The sequence below is a fragment of the Streptomyces sp. NPDC005393 genome (assembly GCF_040606675.1).
Lineage (GTDB): Bacteria > Actinomycetota > Actinomycetes > Streptomycetales > Streptomycetaceae > Streptomyces.
In genome coordinates, this window is the sequence record NZ_JBEXFG010000065.1 from 14182 (window position 1) to 30284 (window position 16103).

Genomic DNA, 16103 nt, shown 5'->3' on the forward strand with positions numbered 1-16103 from the left:
GACGGGGGAACACGCCGGGGCACAACAGCGCTGTGCTGGACGGAGGTGTCCCACGATGACCGACGAGAGCTACCGCACCGAGCACGACTCCATGGGCGAGGTACGGGTCCCCGCGCACGCCAAGTGGCGGGCCCAGACTCAGCGGGCGGTGGAGAACTTCCCCGTCAGCGGGGAGCGGCTGGAGCGTGCGCATATCGAGGCGCTGGCCCGGATCAAGGCCGCGGCCGCCACGGTCAACGCCGAGCTGGGGGTGGTCGACAAGGACATCGCCGGGGCGATCGCGGAGGCGGCGGCCGAGGTCGCCGAGGGCCGCTGGGACGACCACTTCCCGGTGGACGTCTTCCAGACCGGCTCCGGCACCTCCTCGAATATGAACACCAACGAGGTGCTGGCCACGCTCGCGAGCGAGCGCCTGGGCCGCGAGGTGCACCCCAATGACCACGTCAACGCCAGCCAGTCGTCCAACGACGTCTTCCCGTCCTCCATCCACATCGCGGCCACCGCTGCCGTCACCGCCGATCTGATCCCGGCGCTCGGCCATCTCGCCGAGGCGCTGGAGCGCAAGGCCGACGCGTTCGCGGAGGTGGTCAAGGCGGGACGCACCCATCTGATGGACGCGACCCCGGTGACCCTGGGTCAGGAGTTCGGCGGCTACGCGGCCCAGGTGCGGTACGGGATCGAGCGGCTGCGCGCCGCGCTGCCGCGCCTGGCCGAGCTGCCGCTGGGCGGCACCGCCGTCGGCACCGGGATCAACACCCCGCCCGGCTTCCCCGCCGCCGTCATCGCCGAGCTGGCCCGTACCACCGGTCTGCCGCTGACCGAGGCCCGGAACCATTTCGAGGCGCAGGGCGCGCGGGACGGCCTGGTCGAGACCTCCGGGCAGCTGCGGACGATCGCGGTCGGCCTCACCAAGATCGCCAACGATCTGCGCTGGATGGCGTCGGGCCCGCGCACCGGGCTCGCCGAGATCGCCCTGCCCGATCTGCAGCCCGGCTCCTCGATCATGCCGGGGAAGGTAAATCCGGTGATCCCCGAGGCCGTGCTGATGGTCGCGGCGCAGGTCACCGGCAATGACACCACCGTCGCCACAGCGGGGGCCGCCGGGAACTTCGAGCTCAATGTGATGCTCCCGGTGATCGGCAAGAATCTGCTGGAGTCGATCCGGCTGCTGGCCAATGTCTCCCGGCTGCTGGCCGACCGTACGGTCGACGGGATCACCGCGAACGTGGAGCGCGCCCGTGAGTACGCGGAGTCGTCGCCGTCCGTCGTCACGCCGCTCAACCGCTACCTCGGGTACGAGGAGGCGGCGAAGGTCGCCAAGAAGTCGCTGGCCGAGCGGAAGACCATCCGCGAGGTGGTCCTGGAGTCCGGCTATGTGGAGCGCGGTCTGCTGACGAGGGAACAGCTGGACGAGGCGCTGGACGTGCTGCGCATGACACATCCGTAACCTGGCGTGAGGCATCCGTTGCGGCATAGGTCACGGCGCCGCGGCCCCGTCGCACCTAAGATCTGCTCATGACAGCGGACATCGTGGAGACGACGGGGACGGCGGACACGCCCCGATGGGCGGCCGGGGACCACATCCTGTGGCGCTATCGCGCCAACGCCTCCGACCGCATCCACATCTGCCGTCCCGTGACCGTGGTCCGGGACACCGCGGAGCTGCTCGCCGTCTGGCTGGCCCCGGGTACCGCCTGTGTCAAGCCCCAGCTGACCGACGGCACATCGGTGCACCGCGAGCCGCTGTCCACCCGCTACACCAAGCCCCGGACGACGGCCCTGTCGCAGTGGTTCGGCACCGGGGTGCTGAAGCTCGCCCGGCCCGGTGAGCCCTGGTCGGTGTGGCTGTTCTGGGACCACGGCTGGCAGTTCAAGAACTGGTACGTGAACCTGGAGGAGCCGCTGGCCCGCTGGGCCGGCGGCGTCGACTCCGAGGACCACTTCCTGGACATCGCGGTCTACCCGGACCGCAGCTGGGAGTGGAAGGACGAGGACGAGTTTGCGCAGGCGCAGCGGGCCGGGCTGATGGACGCCGAGCAGGCGCGGCAGGTCCGGGCCGCGGGCCGGGCGGCCGCCCGGCTCATCGAGTCCTGGGGAGCGCCGTTCCGGGAGGGGTGGGAGCACTGGCGGCCGGACCCGGCGTGGCCGGTCCCCGCGCTTCCGGCCGACTGGGACCGTACGGATCGGGGGCATACGTCCGCACACTCGAGGTCATGAACCTCTTGCTGTGTCCCGGTGTTTCAAACGTAGGATCGTCGTCCGGAACACTGCACCTGCGAAACCAGACACTGGCGCAACTCACGGGACGATGCGCAAGATCTGACGTGATGTCACAGGAGGGGCGGAGTCGTGAGCGGTGAGGACGACTACGGCGACGGCTACGAGGGGTACGAGGACTTCGACCGCTTGGCGCTGGACCGCAGCGGTCAGGCGGAGGCTTTCGACGCGATAGGCGACCGCTACGACGAGGCCTTTCCATACAAGGAGGGCCAGGTCGCGGCCGGTCGATGGCTGGCCGAAACACTTCCGCCCGGCTCCCGGGTGCTCGATGTGGGCTGTGGTACGGGCCTGCCCACGGCCCGTCAGCTGGTGGAGGCGGGGCACGAGGTCACCGGGATCGATATCTCCCAGGGCATGCTCAAGCTCGCCCGGGACAATGTGCCCGGCGCCACCTTCCACCATGTGGATATCGTGGATCTGCGGGTGGGCGGCCGGTGCGGCCCCGGGGGCTCCCGGGAAATCGGCCCCTTCGACGGCATCGCGGCCTACTTCTCGCTGCTGCTGCTGCCCCGCCCGGAGATCCCGTACGCGCTGCGGGCGCTGCACGCGGTACTCGAACCCGGGGGGCTGCTGGGACTCGGCATGGTCGAGGCGGACGTCGACGACTTCGCCATCCCGTTCCTCGGCAACTCGGTCCGGGTATCCGGTTATCTGCGGGACGAACTGCGACAGGTCGTGGACGATGCGGGCTTCGAGATCGCCGGGGAGGACTCGCACGCGTACGCCCCGGCCAGCACGGACGTACCACCCGAGATCCAGCTCTATCTGAACTGCCGACGACGTGCCTGACACTCGGTGCGCCCTCGACCACAGGGCGCACGGCCCCGGACGGATGGAAACCCACGCGTGACGGAGCACCCCATCTCCCCCAACAGGCGTCAGGCTGCCACCCCTGCCGCCCCGGGCGCGCCCGCGCCCGAGGACGCGCACGGCGCGGTCCCGGACCCGCGGACCGCCGTGCGTCAGGCGGCTGCCCCCGGCCAGGAGCCGGACGGCGGCCGGCCGCGGCCGGCCTTTCCCGCGGACGGCCCATCGGGGCCGGCGGCCCATGGCGGTGTCGCAGGCCCCGACGAGGAGCCGGCCCGCCGCGCCACGGGGCGCGGCCCGGCCCCGGAGCCCGGCGGCGGGGCCGCCCAGCCGCGGCCCAGGCGCCGTGGCCGCGGCGCGGGGAGCGCGGCGAAGGCGGGAAGCCCAGGGAGCACAGCCAAGGCCGCCCCGCGCGGTGGCGGAGGTACGGAGCGCCGGAGCACGGCGGAGAGCGAGCACCCGGCGCAGCCGGAGCACGGCACACCGGAGGGCGAGCCTGTGTGGGACGCGGACCGCAATGCGGCCAGAGGCGCGGCGCGCCGACCCGGAGCGCGGGACGGCGGACCGGGCCCCGATGAGCAGTCCCCGGCCGCCGGGGGCGGCGGGCGGGGCCGGGGAGCCGGGCGGCGGGGCGCCGCCGCGGGCGAGCATCCGGCGCAGCCCGGCGAGGCGCCCGCGGCGGCGACCACGGCGGCCGAGGTCGGGTACACGACCCCCGAGGGCACGGTGCCCGCCGTGCCGCCCGGCACCGCCGAGACGGCGGCCGCGCGGGACCGGGGCGGCGACCGGCTGCGGTTCGTCGGGGCGGCGACACGGCGGATCGCGCGCGGTATCGACCTCGACGAGATCGTGCTCGGCCTGTGCCGGGCCACCGTGCCCACCTTCGCCGACGCGATCCTGGTCTACCTGCGCGATCCGCTGCCGGTCGGCGACGAGCGCCCGGTCGGCCCGGTGGTGCTGCGGCTGCGCCGCACCGACCGGATCCCGCTGGACCCGGACACCGAGAGCGGCCGGCTGCCGCTGATGCCCTCCCAGCCTGATCTGTCCCCCGCCGTGGGCGGCGGTCCGGCCACCGAGCTGTGCGAGGTGGAGGCGGGCGGTCCGCTGGCCGAGGTGTTGCGCGGGGTGCGGCCGGTGTTCGGCGACTCGCAGGCCGCGCGCGCCGCACTGCCCGAACTCCTCGGCGAGGGGCCCTCGGTGGCGACCGGTCAGCGCACGGTGCTGGCGCCGCTGCGCGGGCGCCGCCGGGTGATCGGCGCGGCCGTGTTCGTCCGCCGCCCGGACCGGCCGCCGTTCGAACCGGACGATCTGCTGGTGGCGGCCCAACTGGCCACCCACACCGCGCTCGGCGTCGACAAGGCGGTGCTGTACGGGCGCGAGGTCTACATCGCGGACGAGCTCCAGCGCACGATGCTGCCCGACTCGCTGCCCCAGCCCACCGGCGTACGGCTGGCCAGCCGCTATCTGCCCGCCGCCGAGACCGCCCGGGTCGGCGGCGACTGGTACGACGCGATCCCGCTGCCGGGCAACCGGGTGGCGCTCGTGGTCGGCGATGTGATGGGCCACTCCATGACCTCGGCAGCGATCATGGGTCAGCTGCGGACCACCGCGCAGACCCTCGCCGGTCTGGATCTGCCGCCGCAGGAGGTACTGCACCACCTCGACGAGCAGGCCCAGCGGCTCGGCACGGACCGCATGGCCACCTGCCTGTACGCGGTCTACGACCCGGTCGCGCACCGCATCATGATCGCCAACGCGGGCCATCCGCCGCCCCTGCTGCTGCACCGGGGCGGCCGCGCCGAGGTGCTGCGGGTGCCGCCGGGGGCACCGATCGGGGTTGGCGGCGTCGACTTCGAGGCGGTCGAGCTGGACGCGCCCGCCGGGGCCACCCTGATGCTCTACACGGACGGGCTCGTCGAGTCGCGGATGCGCGACGTGTGGACCGGGATCGAGCAGCTGCGCGAGCGGCTGACCGCCACCGCCCGGCTCACCGGCCCCAACCCGCCGCCGCTGGAGCCGCTGTGCGACGAGGTCCTGGACATGCTCGGCCCCGGCGACCGCGATGACGACGTGGCGCTGCTCGCGGCCCGCTTCGAGGGCATCGCGCCCAGCGATGTCGCGTACTGGTTCCTGGATCCGAAGGCGCAGACGGCCGGACAGGCGCGCCGGCTCGCCCGCCGGGCACTCGCCCGCTGGGATCTGGATGAACTGACGGACGCGGTCGAGCTGCTGGTCAGCGAGGTGGTGACCAACGCCGTGCGGTACGCGGAGCGGCCGATCACGCTGCGGCTGCTGCGCACGGACGTGCTGCGCTGCGAGGTCGGGGACGACGTCCCGCAGCTGCCCCGGCTGCGCCAGGCCCGGCCCTCCGACGAGGGCGGGCGCGGGCTGTATCTGGTCAATCGGATGGCACAGCGGTGGGGCGCGACCCGGCTGAGCGCGGGAAAGGTCGTGTGGTTCGAGCTGGCGATGCCGTGAGCCGTTCGGCGCCGCCCGGGTCCGTACGGCCACCCGGCTGGGCCGATATGCGCAGAGCCGCCGGGTCCCGGGTCCTGAGCTTTCGGTTCAGGACCCGGCCGGGGAGCGCAGATAGGCGACGACCATGTCGCCGAGCATCCGGCGGTAGTGCGCGCGGCGGCCGGGGTCGAGGGGGTCGCGGCCGAAGAGCGTCCCGAAGGTGTGGCGGTTGGCCACCGGGAAGACCGCGAACGAGCTGATCATCATATGGACGTCGACGGCGTCCGCGTCATCCCGGAAGATGCCCTGCTCACGGCCGCGCGCCAGGATGCCGGAGATCAGGTCGATAACCGGCGTACCGGCCTTGACCAGCGTCTCGGACTTGGCCAGATGCTCGGCCCGGTGAATGTTCTCGATGCCCACCAGCCGGATGGAGTCGGCGTGTGAGGTGTGGTGGTCGAAGGTCAGCTGGGCCAGGTGCCGGATGGCCTCGGCGGGGTCGAGACCGGTGATGTCCACGGCCTGTTCGGCCTCCTGGATCCCGGTGTACGCGCGCTCCAGGACCTTGATGTAGAGCTGCTTCTTGCCGCCGAAGTAGTAGTAGATCATCCGCTTGGTGGTGCGGGTGAGCGCCGCGATCTCATCGACCCGGGCCCCGGCGTAGCCACGTTCGGCGAATTCCCGGGTGGCGATGTCGAGGATCTCGGCCTGGGTCCGTACGGCGTCGCGCTGACGGCTGTTGTTCGGCGTCTGGTCGCTCATGCTGCGCCCACTCTACGGCCAAGGGGTGCAACGCGATCGGCGGCCGGAGCGGGGCCGTTCGCCTCGCTCCTGCCGCCGCGTCGCCGCTGATCCGCCCGCGCTACTGCCCCGGTTGACGGTTGGTGCCGTCTCCGCCCGGGGGTGTGGTCGTGGGGATCGGGAAGGTCGGGGTCGAGTCGTCCGGCGGTGTCGTCGGAGGCGACGTGGACGGGGTCGGGCTGGTGGACGACTCGGAGGGCGTCGGGGTCGGCGACGGCGACTCGCTCTCCGACGCGCTCGGCGTCGGGGTGGGCGACGTGGACGAGGGGATGTCGCTCGGGGTCGGCGGCGGGGTCGTCTTGACGGCCGCGCCCATGTCGGTGTCCAGGTCGAACTGGGAGTCCGCCTTGTCGTCCAGCGCGGCGCCCATGTAGGCGGCCCAGATCTCGGCCGGGTAGCCACCGCCGTTGACACGGCCGCCGCCGCCCGCGCCCTTGAGGGTGACCTGCTTGCCGTCCTTGGCCTCGCCGAACACGCCGACCGAGGTCACCAGACCGGGGGTGTAGCCGGTGAACCAGGCGGACTTGTTGTCGTCCGAGGTACCCGTCTTGCCGGCCATGTCCATGCCCTTGCGGCGCACCGCCGTACCCGTACCGTCGTCGACCACGCCGGTGAGGACCGAGGTGACGGAGTCGGCCGCGCCACGGCTGATCGCCTGGCCGTTGGTCGGGTCGGGCAGCTGGGCCCGCTCGTTGCCCTTCTCGGCGGACTTCACGATCGCCGGGGTGACCTTCTTGCCGTGGCTGTCGAGGGTCGCGTAGACCCCGGCCATCTTGTACGGGCTGGCGCCCATCACACCCAGCGACATCGCGGGGCGCACATCGAAGCCGTTGCCCGCCTTGCCGTCCATGCCGAGGTCGGTGGCGGTCCTCTTGACCTTGTCCAGGCCCACGTCCACCGCCATCTGCGCGAAGACGGAGTTGACGGACTTGTTCATCGCCTTCTGGACGGTGACCGGGCCATAGGACTTGTTGTCCTCGTTCGGCGGGGCGAAGGCGGTGTCACTGCCCTTGACGGGCCGCTTACTGGTGCCGTCGTAGGTGGTGCCGGCGGTGATCGGCGTGCCGTCCTGCGTGGTGGAGCCGTTCTCCAGGGCGGAGGCGAGGATCAGCGGCTTGAAGGTGGAGGCGGGCTGGTAGTCCCCGCGGGTGGCGTTGTTGGTGTAGTGCTCGGTGTAGCCCGTGCCGCCGTACATCGCCACCACCCCGCCGGTCTTCGGGTCCACCGAGACGGCGCCGACCTGGGCGTGCCCGTCGACCGTGCGCTTCTTCGGGTCGAGCTTGTCGGTCAGCCGGGTGCGGACCGCCTTCTCCAGCGCCTTCTGCTTCTTCTTGTCGATGTTGAGGGTGACCGTCCAGCCGCCGGCTTCGAACTCCTTCTCGTCGACCCCGGCCTTGAACAGCTCCTTCTTGGCCGTCTCGATGAAGTAGCCGGCCTGACCGTCGAGGCCGGGGATCGGGCGGGGCTTGATCGGGATGTCGAACTTCATGCCCTGCCGCTCAGCCTCGGTCAACCAGTGCTTCTCCACCATGTTGTTGAGGATGTAGTTCCAGCGGTTCTTGACCAGCCGCTTGCCGTTGGGGCCCGCGGCCGCCCAGTCGTACTGACTCGGGGACTGGAGCAGCGCCGCGAGATAGGCGCCCTGCTCGGTGGTGAGGTCCTCGACGTCCTTGTCGTAGTACGCGCGGGCCGCGGCCTGGATGCCGTAGGCACCGCGGCCGTAGTAGCTGGTGTTGATGTAGCCCTCGAGGATGTAGTCCTTGGACTTCTGCTGGTCGACCTTGAGGGAGATCACCAGCTCCTTCAACTTGCGGCTGACGGTCTGTTCCTGGCTGAGGTAGTAGTTCTTGACGTACTGCTGGGTGATGGTCGAGCCACCCTGCTTGCCCTTGCCGAGGGCGGTGTTGATCAGACCGCGGGCGGTGCCGGTGAAGGAGACGCCGGAGTCGGTGTAGAAGTCCTTGTTCTCGGCCGCGACAAAGGTGCGCTGCACCTTCTTGGGGATCTTGGACAGCGGTACGGACTCACGGTTGACGTCGCCCGTCTTGGCCATGATCGTGCCGTCGCGGTACCGGTAGATGTTGGCCTGCGCCTTGGCCTCGGCGTTGCCGCCGGGCACGCTGACCATGAAATAGAGCACGAAGAACGCGCCGACGACCAGCGCGCCGAGGGTCACGAAGTAGGCCAGCACCTTCTTCCAGGTGAAGAAGCGGCGTATGCCCCCCTTTTTTGTGGCCTTCTTGGCCCTGCGAGCGCCCTGCTGCCGCGCCCGCCGATCGTCCGCTCTGCCCATCTCTCCCGCCGCTCCAGTCGTCAGCCCCCCAGCTCAGCTCATGAAGCTAACACCGCAACTACCGTCAAATACTCATCGATCAAGCTTTTTCCGAAGGTGACAAAGAGCACCCGTTCCATGGGAACTGACGCCCGGCAGGCGCGAAGGGTTGCCGCAGGGGTCAAACCGTCCACGACGCGATCGCGCGCTGGGCGGGCGACGAGCCAGGCGCTGGCGGTCCACCAGGCCAGCAGGCCGGAACGGGTCCTCGACCCGAGGACCGCGGCCGGGGCCCGCCGCAGCGCGCGAACGCGACTGCTGTCCGCGGCCGCCGCCCGCGCCGCGCCACAGGGTGGAGTCGTAGTCGACGTTCTTCTTGAACGGGCCCTCGCCGCGAGTGCCTCCCTTGTCGAGCAGATTGACCCAGCAGCCGAAGGTCGACTCCGCCACCAGTTTGCCTGCGGGGACGGTCCCCAGCGTTTTGCCTTGCGGCTTGCCGGTCCGGCGGTCGTGAGGCATGGAGACGTTGCGCCATGCCGTGCGGAACCCGTTGATCGTGCGGTCATCGAACAGCTCGGCCCGTGCGTACCAGGTGGCCCCATACGCGGCGGCGAGCTGCTCGGCCATGGCATTGCGCAGGATGATCTCAGCAAGAGCTATCACCTCGGCGAAGGCGGCTGAGACGCGAACGTTCCACAGATACAGCTCCATCGCAGAGGCTGACGACGCCGTGACGCTGGCGTAGGGCGACAGACGCGGGCGGGAGATCAGCGGCTCCAGAAGACTGAGCTGCTTTGCTGTCGGTTGTATCTGCACCCTCCTGATGTATCGTGGTTAGCAGATTCCCCGGTTCAGCCTCTGGCTTATGCCACGCGACCGGGGTAAGACTTTTGAGGGCCCTCACCTGTTGGTGAGGGCCCTCAGCGTTTGCTGCAAGGACCCCTGAGCATCAACGGCGGCGATGCCGTGTCACTCGTCCAAGCGGTCGTCAGCTGATCGCTTCCGACGATCAGACCAGCACGACAGGAATAGCCCCCGGTACCGTCCGGGTCCACTGCTCACCCATCCGCTGCGGTCCCTCTGGCCGGAGCCGCGGGCTGGTCGCCACGGCCACCGCCGGCGCCCAGTGAGCCTCATCCGGCGCCGCGGCATGGGGTCCCTATCCGATGGGGCCCCACGGCCAGGGGCGCTGTGGGGAAGTGGTCGGCGTGGCCGGGGAGCTGCTGGCGCGTTGTCCCAGGCCAGCGCCTTGCGGCAACGCCCCCAGCGCCCAGCCCGGTGCGACCAGAGCCGCGATCAGGAGCGCGACGAGCTGCGACCGGAGGCGCGACCGGAGGCGCGACCCCGCGCTCCGACTCACCCGAGCGCGGACCGGATGGTGCGGCCGACCATCATCAGCAGGTTGTGCCGTCCGTCCCACTGACCCCAGGTGGCCAGGTCGCTCTCACGAGGTGGTTGGCGATCTGCGTCGAATAAGTGCTGGCAGTGAGCCGGGGCGGAGGCGCGGCGGGCGTATGCGACCGAACAAAACCGCCGCTCGCTGGTTCCGCGCGAACCTGAACGGCGCGGACACGGTCGCCGCCGCGGGTGAAGGACGCTCCACAGCTTCACCGGTTGACCGCAGAGAGAGCTGCAAGGCACAGGGTGAGGCAGGCTGCGAAGGTGACGCCGCCGCGGGTGAAGGCCGATGGGATCGTCGCACCGTCCCAGCGGGCCAGGGCGAAGGATATGGCCGCGGCGATGGTAGAGAACAAGGCTGCCACAGCCAGGACGAGAAGTAAGAAGGCAGGGGATGTGTGGTCCATGAGCGCACCGCCTGGATCGCGTTGTGTCGGTGAGGATGACCACGATCCCTGGGCAGAGCTTCCGGGCGGTCCGGTTGGATGGTTCTTCGGCGACAACGAGGGGTTGTCCGCCGAACAACTGAAGGGGGAAGACAAGTGGGTGGCGGGAGGAATCGACCGGGGCGACCGTGGGCACCGGCACGGGGGTCGTGCACCGAGATCAACCAGCTCGTTGAGCTGGTGCGGTCCTGGATCGACGAGTCATCGGTTCCGGTGAGCCAGCTGCACCAGCGGCTCACACCGGAGCATTTCATTGCCCGGGCTGTGCCCGAGCTGCGTCGGCTGCGTGACCTGCTGGCCGGTGACGGGCTGGAGTGGGACCTGGTCGAGGCCGTGGCCGACGTGTGCTTTCCGGACGACTCCAGCGACCGGTGTACGCCGCGTCTGGAGGCTGCAAGAGCGTTATGGGACCGGGCACAGACCAGTCCCACACCGCTCGCCGGGGCGCAGGAGCTGGCGCTCGCCAAGGAGCTGCTGGCGGCCAAGGACCGCACGATCGAGATCTACCAAGAAATGCAACGGGTCCAGACAGCCTACGAGGCGAGCGAACGGGGCCGGTACCAGGCGCTGCAGATCGCCACACTGCTCTTCGCCATGGCCGGCCAGGCCCAGGCACAGGTCACAGAACTGAAGCGCCGGGCCGACGCCCTGAAGCCGCTGTCGGACCGGCATCCGCAGGAGCACACGGCACTGGAACTGCGTCTTTCCCGGGCACAGCGGCAGCAGGCGGAACTGAGCGAGCAGCTGTCCCGTGCCGAACAAGAACGGGACACCGCCCAACGGGTTGCCGACCATGCCGCCCGCCGCATCCAGATCCTGGAAGACGAGCTTGCCGAACTGCGCTTCCGGATGGGGCATGATGACCCGGCTCCGCCGGAGAATCCGGCCCAGCAGTCACCTCAGCCCAGCCTCGGTGCCACCGGCCACGACGATGCGGTCCTCGATGACGTAGACCGTGCGCTGGAGAAGGCGCGCGCGGTCCTCGATGAGGAACACGCCGCCATTCAGCAAGCGGCTGACGACCTGGGCTACCAGGTGCCTTCCCCTCCAGCCGCTGACACTTTCAGGATGAGGACCGTCCCCGGACAAATACACCGTGCGGCCGAACCACGCGCTTCCTCCCGGGCGAAGCAGCCCCAGAGCGCCGCACGATTGTCCGGGACAACCGCGAACAACTGGCGGCAGTTGCGCAACCGCATCAGCCGACCGTGGCGGCGCGGCGGCAGGATGCGCATCGATATACGTGAACCCATCCGGATGCAGAGCAAGCTGCCCAACCTGCCGCGCGGCTGGCACCGTGAGATGTCGCTCCGCCCGGCGCCCGGCCAGTCCTACTCGGGCGACTTCGTCGTCGCCGCTCGCACGAACCATGGCCACATGTTTGAAGTGGCGCTGACGGACGTCTCCGGCAAGGGCACAGAAGCGGGCTCCCGCGCCCTCCTTCTGTCCGGCGCCTTCGGCGGCCTGCTGGGCTCGCTTGAACCTCCCGCGTTCCTCCCCGCTGCGAACAGTTATTTCCTGAGACAAGACTGGGACGAGGGCTTCGCAACCTCGATCCACCTCGCCCTGGACCTGGCCTCAGGCGACTACGAACTCTTCTCCGCCGGCCATCTGCCCGGCCTCCAGTACAGCGCGGGCAGGGACCGCTGGGAGGAGAAGGCCGCAGACGGCCCTCTCCTCGGGGTGTACGACGGTGCCCAGTTCAACCCGGCCCAGGGCTCTCTCCGCCCCGGTGATGTTCTGATGCTCTACACAAACGGCCTGGTCGAGACTCCGGGGCGCGACATCGTCGAGGGCATCGACCGTCTCACCGGTGAGGCTGACCGCTACATAGCCGACAACGGGATTCACGGCGCATCCTGGCACCTCATCGAGGCGGTGGCGGAGGACGTCAACGACGACAGGGCCCACCTTCTGATCAGCCGCGACAGGGAGTGAACGACGTCGCCGAGAGACAGCGCGCGGTCTGGCACTGTGCCGGGCCCGTGCCGAACGCACCCAGCTGGCCAGCAGGCTGGGTGCGGAGCCTTCGAGGAGGGACTGGGGCTTCGGTCAGAAAGGCACGATCCGGGTGAGGATTACGTCGTGGGTGTCCCGGTTGATGCGGTACTCGGCGATGCCGCGCCCGCCCGGGATCAGGACCTCTCGCCAGTCGTCATCGCCCTCCAGCGGTGTGCTGCCCTTCAGCCACGGGTCCTCGGCGATGGATACCGTCAGGGCGACCACCGCGGAGAACAGGTCGGCCGACAGTCCTGGGTCGGCCAGGGTTTCCCCCACCGCTTCGGAAGGGGCGACCGGCCATAAGTCGCGGGGTTCGTCACTCACTGGGCATCGCTCCGCCGTTCGCACGGCGGCGGCGCGCGATCTCGTCCCAGCTCGTGGTCGGCAGCGTGCCCGCCTCGGCTGCCGCATGGATGCGGTCGCGCTGCGGGTTACTGTCCAGCATGGCCCGGCCCCACCACTCGGTCAGCGTCGCATCGAGCTCGGCGCCCTGCTCGGCCGCGAGCACCTCGGCGAAGAACTGCGCCCTCCGGGCGCCACGCAGCGCCTCGGAAATACCGCCGATGGTGCGCGGGACCCTCGGCTCCGGCTGGTGCGGGCGGACTGGCTGTGCGGTCACCCTCTGACTTCCCTTCGTCCCTGTGCGTCTGACGGGTCCGGCCGGGGCCATTCCACGACGGAGTCACCCTCAGCGCTGGCACCCTCATCATCCCAGGAGCCCGTGGCCGGGTTACCCATCTCGCGGAGGAAGCCGGTGAGCGTGATGGCGGTCTCGTATTCGGCGCAGGTCAGCGCGTAGCCGCCGGGGGAGCGGGGCTTGTGCCGCTGTGATTCAAGAACTGTGGGTGCCGCAGGTGAGGGCTCTCAGTGCCTGAGGTGAGTCCAGCTCGGAGTGTCGTGTCCACGACCGCCTCACGCTCGCGAAGGCTGGTCTTAGCAGGGCGCACTTTGCCTCACCTCTATCGCCACTTATTGTAATCACTCAGTAACTGATTGCGGCTGGTCAGAGGTCACCAGATGTCGAGGGAAGAACGGCAGAGAATTCGTGAGGTCGTCCTGGGCCTCAGGAAGCTCATGGGCGACATCGTCGATGAGGTCGGCCCTCTTGTCCCCGAACCGCTCCGCGAGGAGTTCCAGGCCGCGTTGCGGGAACTCGACCGGCGCCGTGCCTTCGAAGAGGTAGCCGAAGCTCTGCGCGTCGAAGAGGACACTGGCGAACGCGTGGAGGAGCTAGAGGACGCCTTGCGACGTGTGGGCCTGTTGCGGTTGAGTCGGCCTGGAGCGCGGTACCGGTGTTGCCACCGGCCCGTTTCTCCAGGCCGCTCACCGAACCCGGCGTACCCGTTACCGAGTACCGGGCTCTCCACAGTTGTTGCCGTGGGTTGTCCCTCAGGCGCTCGCCCATGGAGTGGGGATGGTGTCGCCCCGGTAGCGATACCGCGTGATTGCCGGTGTTCGCGCCGGGTTGATCAGTTCCACTCCGTCCACGGTGATTGGCAGCCAGACCCCGTGAGGGCCCAGCAGCCACTTGCGGACGTCCTTCCACGACCAGCGGTGCAGCGTCTTCAGCCACATGATCACTCGACGCCAGAGGAAGATCCCCAGCATCCGGAACGTGTGCTTCGCGACTGCATGCCGGAAGTAGTTGGTCCAGCCGTGCACGATCTGGTTGAGCCGGATCAGCACGTCTGCGGGATTGGCCTGTGACGTCCTGCGGGTCAGGGCACGGATCTTGTCCTTCACCGAGCGGACGGGCCGGTCGGCGATGAAGAAGTAGACGTACCACTTGTCGGTTCCCCGCTTACGTTTCCACTGGATGTGGAAGCCGAGGAAGTCGAACCCGTCCTCCATGTGCACGATCCGGGTCTTGGCCGGTGACAGCCTCAACCCCAACGGTTCGAGCACGGAGGCCACTTCGTCCTGGAGCGCGCGGGCGTCGTCGGCGGAGCCGTGCACCAAGATCGCGAAATCGTCCGCGTAGCGGACGATTCGCCAGTTGGGCAGGCCGTGCCGACGACGTTTCCTGCGCGGATACTGGGCATCCATCCGCCCGCCGGGCTTCCAGTCGCGGTGCAGGTGCTCGTCGAGCGCCGACAGCGCGATGTTGAAGATCAGCGGGGAGAGGATGCCTCCTTGCGGGGTGCCGGTGTGGGTGTCCCTGTGCTGGCCGTCCTCGGTGAGGATGCCCGCCTTGAGGAACGCCTTCACCAGCGCCAGGACGCGCTTGTCCTTGACCCGTACCCGGACCGCGTCCATGACGGCGCGGTGCGAAACGTTGTCGAAGGCCGCTTCGATGTCCGCGTCCAGCACCCAGCGGTAACCCTTGGTGCCGAAACGCTGGATCTCCGCGATCGCGTCCTGGGCCCGCCGCTTGGGCCGGAACCCGTAGGAGACCGGCAGGAAGTCGGCCTCGAAGATGGGTTCCAGTACCAGCTTCAGCGCGGCCTGAACGGTCCGGTCGGCCACGGAAGGAATTCCGAGGCTCCTGATCTTTCCGGAGCCGCCCGGCTTGGGGATCTTGCGTTCCCTCACCGGAAGCGGCCGGAATGATCCGGACTTCAGGTCCGCGCGCAGGACCGTCAGAATCCCGGAGTCGAGGCGGCGTCGGCGGCTGTCAGGCCGTCCACGCCGGCTGTCCGGGCTCCTTTGTTGCCCGCGACCCGGTCGAACGCCATCATCAGCGTCGCCGAGTCGTGCACGAAGTTGAACAGGTCGTCGAACCGGCGGCCGGGGTCGGCCACCGCCCAACGGTGAAGCTTGGTCTGCATCTCCAGTACCCGGCCCGAGGGCCCCAGCGGGGCCGGTCCGGCCGGAGCGCCGCCGTTCGGCGGTGCGTCTTCTGGCATTGCAGTCTCCTTCCCTTCTGGTAACTGCTGCCGCCCTTCCCCCTGTTCCGGGCTTTCCCCGGCTCCGAGTACTACGGCGGCTCCGCCCCGTCCCGAACCGCTCGGCCGACGATGAGCCCAACCTCCGAACCGCGCTGGCCGCACGGTGCGGTGGCAGATCCGGGACGGTTCCCGTGTTCACTGCTGACCGTTTGTCGCAGTAGGCGCCCGACTCTGCCCCGGCGGCCTCGCCGTGGTTACGCCGCAGGCATTCACCACGGCCTCCCGGGCCTGCATATACAAACCTGCCCGGGAGTTCCCCAACCCGGTAAAGGAGTTGGGTGCGCACCGCATCCGGCCCGGATCCGCCAGGTTCGAGCCGGTGACTCATTTCGGGGCGTAAACGCCGGTTCCTCTCGTACACCTCTGCGTCTCGCTCGCCGGACCCGGCCCATCTGGCAGTCCTGAGCCGTCCCGGCTTTGTCGCGGCTGCTCCCGCCCTCCCCGGCACCTCCCGGATCAGGCTGCCGCCAGCTACGCTCGCCCCGCTGCGACGGGGCGAGCGGTGCAGGTCTTCCACCTCCACTCGGTCAAACAGCGCTTTCCACGGCGCACGTAGTTGTCAAGTCAAATGAGACGTTTGTAGTGCTATGAATGTTGTGGTTCGGGTTCTTTGCGTTTGGCGGGGTCGTTGATCCAGATCTGGCCGGGTATCGCGGGTGGTGTCGGTCGGCGGGCGAAGCGTTCGGGGTGGCGTTCGTAAGCCCTGGCGAGGGCGACGGACCGCTGGTTCCGGACCTCGTCGGCGGTGCCGAA

The 16103-nt window shown here is 69.5% G+C and carries 11 protein-coding genes and 1 pseudogene; 5 read left to right on the top strand and 7 right to left on the bottom strand.

The features are described 5' to 3' along the window. The first annotated feature begins 55 nt into the window (after positions 1–55). The 4 genes from ABZS71_RS32395 to ABZS71_RS32410 all read left to right on the top strand — a co-directional run bounded on the left by ABZS71_RS32395 (position 56) and on the right by ABZS71_RS32410 (position 5565). On the top strand, positions 56–1447 hold the full coding sequence (locus tag ABZS71_RS32395) for a class II fumarate hydratase (RefSeq protein ID WP_355857830.1): 1392 nt from the start codon (positions 56–58) through the stop codon (positions 1445–1447). 68 nt (positions 1448–1515) lie between these two features. Continuing rightward, a complete protein-coding gene (locus ABZS71_RS32400; RefSeq protein WP_356215714.1) occupies positions 1516–2217 on the top strand; it encodes a DUF402 domain-containing protein in 702 nt (233 codons plus the stop codon). Between the two features lie 132 nt (positions 2218–2349). Continuing rightward, on the top strand, positions 2350–3069 hold the full coding sequence (locus ABZS71_RS32405) for a methyltransferase domain-containing protein (protein ID WP_356215717.1): 720 nt from the start codon (positions 2350–2352) through the stop codon (positions 3067–3069). A gap of 57 nt (positions 3070–3126) precedes the next feature. After that, the gene (locus ABZS71_RS32410; protein ID WP_356215720.1) at positions 3127–5565 is read left to right on the top strand and encodes a SpoIIE family protein phosphatase; all 2439 of its coding nucleotides are present in this window, start codon (positions 3127–3129) and stop codon (positions 5563–5565) included. Positions 5566–5652: 87 nt separating this feature from the next. Here ABZS71_RS32410 and ABZS71_RS32415 read toward each other — a convergent pair whose 3' ends face one another. The 3 genes from ABZS71_RS32415 to ABZS71_RS32425 all read right to left on the bottom strand — a co-directional run bounded on the left by ABZS71_RS32415 (position 5653) and on the right by ABZS71_RS32425 (position 9433). Beyond that, positions 5653–6306, bottom strand: a complete 654-nt coding sequence (locus ABZS71_RS32415) for a TetR/AcrR family transcriptional regulator (RefSeq protein WP_356215723.1) — start codon at positions 6304–6306, stop codon at positions 5653–5655. Positions 6307–6406: 100 nt separating this feature from the next. Continuing rightward, a complete protein-coding gene (locus tag ABZS71_RS32420) occupies positions 6407–8638 on the bottom strand; it encodes a transglycosylase domain-containing protein (RefSeq protein ID WP_356215726.1) in 2232 nt (743 codons plus the stop codon). A gap of 72 nt (positions 8639–8710) precedes the next feature. Then, positions 8711–9433 carry a hypothetical protein gene (locus ABZS71_RS32425; protein ID WP_356215729.1) on the bottom strand — a complete coding sequence of 241 codons (723 nt, stop codon included), beginning with the start codon at positions 9431–9433 and terminating at the stop codon, positions 8711–8713. 2210 nt (positions 9434–11643) lie between these two features. Between ABZS71_RS32425 and ABZS71_RS32430 the strand changes: the two are divergent. Next, a pseudogene (locus ABZS71_RS32430) lies at positions 11644–12399 on the top strand (PP2C family protein-serine/threonine phosphatase); the annotation flags it as partial. 114 nt (positions 12400–12513) lie between these two features. On the opposite strand, the gene ABZS71_RS32435 reads toward ABZS71_RS32430, so the two are convergent. The 4 genes from ABZS71_RS32435 to ABZS71_RS32450 all read right to left on the bottom strand — a co-directional run bounded on the left by ABZS71_RS32435 (position 12514) and on the right by ABZS71_RS32450 (position 15308). Then, positions 12514–12786 (bottom strand): hypothetical protein, encoded by a 273-nt coding sequence (locus ABZS71_RS32435; RefSeq protein ID WP_356215732.1) that lies wholly within the window; start codon positions 12784–12786, stop codon positions 12514–12516. Next, positions 12779–13081: a hypothetical protein gene (locus ABZS71_RS32440; RefSeq protein WP_356215735.1), complete on the bottom strand. Its 303-nt coding sequence runs from the start codon at positions 13079–13081 to the stop codon at positions 12779–12781. The genes ABZS71_RS32435 and ABZS71_RS32440 overlap by 8 nt, the downstream gene beginning before the upstream one ends. Before the next feature lie 770 nt (positions 13082–13851). Continuing rightward, positions 13852–14994: a group II intron reverse transcriptase/maturase gene (gene ltrA, locus ABZS71_RS32445; protein WP_356215738.1), complete on the bottom strand. Its 1143-nt coding sequence runs from the start codon at positions 14992–14994 to the stop codon at positions 13852–13854. A 47-nt stretch (positions 14995–15041) separates the two neighbouring features. Further along, a complete protein-coding gene (locus ABZS71_RS32450) occupies positions 15042–15308 on the bottom strand; it encodes a hypothetical protein (protein ID WP_356215740.1) in 267 nt (88 codons plus the stop codon). Positions 15309–16103: the final 795 nt, after the last annotated feature.